The sequence below is a fragment of the Paenibacillus sp. sgz302190 genome (genome assembly GCF_059820445.1).
Genome location: NZ_JBZYAO010000076.1, coordinates 2,943 through 9,464, shown reverse-complemented (window position 1 = coordinate 9,464; position 6,522 = coordinate 2,943). Strand labels below are relative to the sequence as shown.

Sequence of the window (6,522 nt, the reverse complement as noted above, 5' to 3'; positions counted from 1 at the left end):
CGAAGTGAGGAGCCGTATGCGTGAATTGCGCACGTACGGATCTGAGAGGGGTATGGGGCACAATCCGAGAAGGAAAGGCCCCGCCTACTCGACCAGGCTTTTTCTGTGCATGAAGCTCATTTTGAGGAAATGCCTGCAATTGTGCAGGAATTCCCTATAAAAATGGGCTTCAGCCCGCGCAGCAGCTTAAAAGCCTGCACATTTGCAGGAATTTTTCGCTGCAGGCGAATCAACGTGCAAAAACCTGTACTTTTGCAGGTTTTTCAGGCGCTAGCCCCGTAGTGAAGCCTACGCGAGCTTTTAGGGCAGCTGTTTGCCCGATTCCGGGTCTTTCCCCGAGCGTGGGCGCTCATCTTAGCAAGACCTGCGGTCGCGGTATCCCCCCGTTGGACCGCCGGGGCAGAATGTCGTCCCTTCGATGTCCGAACGGCAGAAAGAAGCCCACCGCTATATCTTCAGGAAATTATAGGAAAATGCTCATCAATCTTTCAGGCGGCATTCAGAGAGAATTCAGCGAAACCCGCTATTCTTTTCATTAGGAAGAAAAACTAACCAATGAAAAGGTGGCATAAAGTGATGAAATCTTTGAACAAACGCATTCTGACCGGCACCCTGCTTGCGTCCTTCTTGCTCGGCTCTGCGGGTATTTTGCAGCAGGCGGCTTTTGCCGCTTCGTCGGACACGGCGGCTGCCGGTGTTACTGCGGACGCATCGGCGTCCGCCGACGGCAAACGGCCTGAAGGGCCGGGACAAGGCCCCGGACAAGGCTCGGGTCAAATGGGGATGCCGGGAGGCGATCTTTTGAAAGAGGCGGCGACCATCCTTGGCGTCGAGCAGCAAACGTTAATGGAGTCTCTCAAGAACGGGCAGACTCTGGTTGAAGCTGCATCCGCTGCCGGCCTGACGGAGGACGAACTGCTGAGCCGTCTCGCAACGGCGATGACGGCGTCCATCCAGGCTGCGGTGACGGCCGGCACCATAACCCAAGAGCAAGCCGATAAACAGCTTGCCGATTTGTCCGATCGCTTGAAAACGCAGATCGAGAGCAAAGGCTTCGGAGACCGCCCCCAAGGTCAGGGCGGGCAAGGCGGCCAGGGTGGCCAAGGGGAACGCCCGGCCTCTCAGGGCGAAAAACCGGCCGGCGGCGAGAAGCAGCAGGGCAATAGCGCTTCTGCCGATGTCCAGTTGACGGATATCGATTCGCATTGGGCGGCTGCATCCATCAAGCATCTGGTGAGCAAGGGCATTTTGCAGGGCGATGATCAGAAGCGCTTTAATCCCGATTTTACCGTAACGCGGGAGGAATTGGCGGCGATGGTGGCGCGCAGCTTTAACCTGGAGAGCAGCTCGCAAGATGCAGCTTCCGGCACAGCCGATTTCAGCGATGTGCCGCAAAGCCGCTGGTCGTTCAAAACGATCGAAGCGACCAAAGATTATTTTGGCGAGCAAAAAGACGACAGCGGCAAGCTGAGCTTCAAGCCGGCGGATGGGGCCAAACGGCAGGACGTTGCCGTCACGCTGGTCAAAGTGCTTTTAAAGCAAAATGCCTCCTTGAGCCTGTTGGATGCCGACGCGGCGGACAGGCTGTTGAATGAACATTTTAAAGATGCGGCCAGCATTCCCGCAGAGCTTCGTCCTTACGCAGCCACCGCTGTACAAAACGGTTGGATTCAGGGCAACGACCAAGGAAACTTCGCGCCGCAGCAAACGATTACCCGCGCTGAGGTCGCTGCTTTGCTGGACCGCTTGCTCGGCACTGCCGACGCGGCGAACTAAACCCATACGCAGCAGTCATAAACCAGGAGCTTCCCTACAGAGGGCGAAGCTCCTTTAGCTTTTTTATGCCGGTGTTCATCATTCGGCGTATTTTTGCATTCGTACATAAAGCGGAATAAATTGGGAATCCTACACCTAACAACGGAAAGGAGGGCCACGATCACTATGTACAATCAAGGAAATCAACAAGGAAACCAAGCCATTTCCGGCAAGGAACTCGCGTACATAACGGATTCGCTCAAGAACGAAGAGTTACTTACCAAGCTTTGCGTGCAAGGGGCTGTAGAATGCCAAAGCCAGTCTTTGAAACAAACGCTGTCCCAATTGTCGCAGGAACGTCTGCAAAACATCAGCACGCTGATCAACACGCTTCAGCAGCAAGCCGGCATCACTCACTAAACCCGCATAATCAGGAGGTGCAGAAAACGTGTTCCAACAAAATCCTTATCAACAGCAAGGTTTTGGCGCTCAGCAGCAGCAAAGCCAGGGCCAGCAAGTGTATTTGCAAGAACAGGATTTGGCCCAATTCGTTCTCTCCGAACTGAAAAGGACAGCCCGTGAATATACGACAGCGGCTCTGGAGGCGTCGAATCCGCAAATTCGGCAAACTTTCCAATCGCTGGTGCATAAAACTTTACAGGATCAAGCTGAGGTGTTTCAGGAAATTCAAAAGCTGGGAGGTTACGAAGTCCAGCCCGCACAGCAGCAGCAGCTCCAGCAAGAACTGCAAAAGCAAAGCCAATCGGCGGCTAAACTGCAGTCTTTCGTTCAGCAAAATTTGAGCAAGGCTCTCAACAACGCCGGCTCCCAACAGCAGCAACAGAACCAACAGAACCAACAGAACCAACAAAACCAGCAACACCAGTTCATGGCCGGACAGCAGCAGCAACAGCAGCACAATCAAATGCTCGCGCAGCAGCAAGCTTTTCAGCCCATTCAGACAATCCATGCGGCCGCCTACCCGAATGCGGTGCAAACTCAACATCTTTCGCAAAATGCGCAGCAACAGCATAGCGGCTACGGCAGCCAACAAGAGCAAGGCTTCGCGCAAGCCCAGGGCTATTCCGCATCCGATTACGGCATGAGCGGCAGCTCCAGCGCAGCCGGCAAGCCCAGCTACTATGCCGGTTCTGCGACCGCTTCCGGAGCGGGCGGGACAGCCGGAAAAGGCCAGCAGCCGAGTATGTCTGCCCGCAGCCAAACAGGCGGAGCCTAGTCGGCGGGTGTGAAGCGTACTTTTGCCTGAGAACTGTCAAAAAGCGCCTTTGAGCTTGATTTTCAAGCACTGAGGCGTTTTTTGCGTGTTTGCCAGACAGGCTTTTCCGCAATGGCCCGAACTTTTCCAATAATCATGGTATGGAACCTGCTTGTCACACATATATAGATACAAAGGATGTCCAATTTAAGGGAAAAGGGTGTTGGGATGATGAAGAAACCGTGGATTTACGGCGCAGCTTCCTTGGCATTGCTCGGCATGCTAACGACAGCTTGCAGTTCCAAAGGAGAAGAGGAGGAGCTCACCTCAAAAATCTCTGCGCCAACCGGCCAAACGCAAACTTCAAACGGCAGCATCGCAAAGGCCGTGCATGCAGGCGTCGCTCCTTCCATCGATGCGCAAATTTCTCAAGACGGCCGCAACGCTACAATCAACTATTCCGTCAACAACTTAGCCTTGTCAACCGACCATATGGGTAAGCAAAATGTACAAGGAGAGGGCCACCTCCACTTATATGTGGACGGCAAGCAAAAAGCGATGCTGGGTACGGACGCGCCCGTCAAACTTACGAATCTGGCTACAGGCAAGCATGAGATCAAGCTGATGCTGCAGCAAAACGATCATAGCGATTTGAGCATCGAGAAAATTTTTAACATTGAAGTCAAGTAACGAAGGATCGGAAAAGAAAAAAACTGTCAAAGCGAACTAATGTTCCTAAACGATCGGATAAAGTCACTTCATAAGCGGTAAGCATGCATAGAACCGGATTCCTTAAAAAGGCGGGCATTTAGCCCGTCTTTCGCTATTTGACACGCCCTTTCGCGTAGCATAGACTGATGGTATTATGGCATAAGTGCCGCTAACCGGAGGGAAACTTTTGATCGTCGATATAGGCAAGTGGAGACATGTATTTAAGCTGGACCCCGATCGGGAAATTTCGGACGAAGCGCTGGACAGGCTCTGTTTGTCCGGTACGGACGCCATCATGGTAGGCGGCTCTACGGGCGTTACTTTTGACAATACCGTTGACCTGCTGGCCCGCGTCCGCCAATATGAAGTTCCGTGCGTGCTTGAAATATCGAATCGGGAGGCGATCGTGCCCGGGTTTGATTTGTTTCTTATCCCTGTGGCGCTGAATGCCGGCGACCCGCAATGGATCGTTGGCCACCATCACGATGCGCTTAAGGAATACGGAGCGATCCTGAACTGGGACGAAATCGTCACGGAAGGCTACATCATATTAAACGGCGAGGCAACCGCGGCGCAGCTCACCTCCGCACGTACGGAGCTTGATCGGAAAGACGTTACCGCCTATGCCAGAATGGCCGACAAACTGTTTCATATGCCCATCGTTTACTTGGAATACAGTGGAAAGTTCGGCGATATGGAGCTGGTGCGCCGCACCCGGAGCGTGCTGGAGCAAGCCCGTCTATTGTACGGAGGCGGCATCGACAGCGCGGAGAAAGCGCGCGAGGCGGCGGCAGCGGCGGATACCATTGTCGTAGGCAACATCATCTACAGCGATCTGGAGCAGGCGCTTCAGACCGTGAACTTCGATAGAACAGGAAGGTAAAGCTATGAACGAGACTGTGAACATTCTGGATGCGATCAAAAGGCTCAACCCGCAGCAGCGCAAAGCGGTAGAGTCCATAGACGGGCCCCTCTTGATCATGGCGGGAGCGGGAAGCGGCAAAACCCGCGTGCTGACGCACCGCATCGCTTACTTGATCGGAACGCGCAAGGCCGCCCCATGGAGCATTCTGGCGATCACGTTTACGAACAAAGCCGCAAGAGAGATGCAGGAGCGGGTCGGCAAACTGGTCGGCGGAGCCGGCAGCGACATATGGGTGTCCACGTTTCACTCCATGTGTGTGCGCATTCTTCGCAGAGATATTACAAGAATCGGATTTACTTCGAATTTTACGATTTTGGATTCGGGCGACCAGCTTTCCGTCATCAAGACTTGCTGCAAAGAGCTGAACATCGATACGAAAAAGTTCGAGCCCAAAGCGTTCCAGGCCGCAATCAGCGCCGCCAAGAACGAACTGGTGACCCCTCAGCAGTATGAGAACAAGATCGGGGACTATTTTCAAGGTCTCACCGCTAAAATTTACACCCTTTATCAGAAAAAACTCAAAAGCAACAATTCTCTCGACTTCGATGATTTGATCATGACTACGATTCAACTGTTCAAGGAAGTTCCGGAAGTGTTGGACTTCTATCAAAACAAATTCCAATATATACACGTTGACGAGTATCAGGATACGAACCGCGCCCAGTACTTGCTGTGCCAGATGATGGCGGACAAGCATAAGCGCATTTGCGTGGTAGGAGACAGCGATCAGTCGATTTACCGGTGGCGCGGGGCCGATATTTCGAACATCCTCAATTTTGAAAAAGATTACCCGAATGCGACAGCGATTCTTCTGGAGCAAAATTACCGCTCGACCTCGAACATCCTGCAGGCGGCGAACAAAGTTATCGCCAACAACAGCGGCCGCAAGCCGAAAAATTTGTGGACCGACAAAGAGGGCGGCAGCACGATCAAGCTGTACCAGGCCGATTCGGAGCATGAAGAGGGTTATTTTGTCACGAATGAAATTAACAAAAACCGCTCGGGCGGCAAAAAGTTTGCCAATCACGCCATCCTGTACCGCACGAACGCCCAGTCCCGGGTGATCGAGGAAATTTTGATCAAATCCGATATCCCGTATACAATCGTTGGCGGCGTAAAATTCTATGATCGTAAAGAGATCAAGGATATTCTCGCGTATTTGCGCCTGATTTCCAATCCGGACGACGACATCAGCCTGTCGCGGATCGTTAACGTGCCCAAGCGGGGCATCGGCGATACGACCATGGACAAGGTGGCCGAAATGGCGGGCCGCAGAGGCATTTCGCTGTACGCGATGATCGACGAGATCGATGCGCTGGAGATCAATACGAAAGCGAAAAACGCGCTGGCCGACTTCCGCGAGATGATCGGAAATTTGAGCCAGATGGTCGAATATTTGTCCGTGACCGAGCTGACCGAGAAAATGCTGGAAATGACCCAGTACCGGCTGGAGCTGCAGCGGGAAAATACGATCGAATCCAAAGCCCGCCTCGAAAATATCGACGAGTTCCTGTCCGTGACCATGGACTTCGAGAAGCGCAACGACGACAAAACGCTTGTTTCCTTCCTCACCGATCTGGCCCTGATCGCCGATATCGATACGATGGACAAAGACAAGGATGCGGACGAAAAGGATGCTGTCGTGCTGATGACGATGCACAGCGCCAAAGGTCTGGAGTTCCCCGTAGTGTTCATTATCGGGATGGAGGAAGGCGTCTTCCCGCATAACCGTGCGTTTACGGACGACGAAGAGCTGGAAGAGGAACGCCGCCTTGCCTACGTAGGCATTACGCGCGCCGAGGAAGATCTGTACCTGACGTGCGCCCGCATGCGCACGCTTTTTGGCCGCACCGCCTCCAACGCCCCATCGAGATTCCTCACCGAGATTCCGCAGGAACTCGTTGAGAACGTCTCG

At 53.3% G+C, this 6,522-nt stretch carries 6 protein-coding genes; all 6 read left to right on the top strand.

The window, feature by feature from the left end:
• Positions 1-576 precede the first annotated feature (576 nt).
• Positions 577-1,776, top strand: a complete 1,200-nt coding sequence (locus AC6RNO_RS36230) for an S-layer homology domain-containing protein (protein WP_497108402.1) — start codon at positions 577-579, stop codon at positions 1,774-1,776.
• A gap of 165 nt (positions 1,777-1,941) precedes the next feature.
• Complete coding sequence (locus AC6RNO_RS36225; RefSeq protein WP_474684267.1) at positions 1,942-2,175, top strand: hypothetical protein; 234 nt, start codon at positions 1,942-1,944, stop codon at positions 2,173-2,175.
• Between the two features lie 28 nt (positions 2,176-2,203).
• Positions 2,204-2,992, top strand: coding sequence for a spore coat protein (locus AC6RNO_RS36220; RefSeq protein ID WP_488437845.1), 789 nt, complete (start codon positions 2,204-2,206; stop codon positions 2,990-2,992).
• Between the two features lie 207 nt (positions 2,993-3,199).
• Positions 3,200-3,661, top strand: coding sequence for a hypothetical protein (locus AC6RNO_RS36215; protein ID WP_488437846.1), 462 nt, complete (start codon positions 3,200-3,202; stop codon positions 3,659-3,661).
• A 208-nt stretch (positions 3,662-3,869) separates the two neighbouring features.
• Positions 3,870-4,565, top strand: a complete 696-nt coding sequence (gene pcrB, locus AC6RNO_RS36210; protein WP_488437847.1) for a heptaprenylglyceryl phosphate synthase — start codon at positions 3,870-3,872, stop codon at positions 4,563-4,565.
• A gap of 4 nt (positions 4,566-4,569) precedes the next feature.
• On the top strand, positions 4,570-6,522 hold a 1,953-nt coding region (gene pcrA / locus AC6RNO_RS36205; protein ID WP_497108401.1), incomplete at its 3' end, for a DNA helicase PcrA.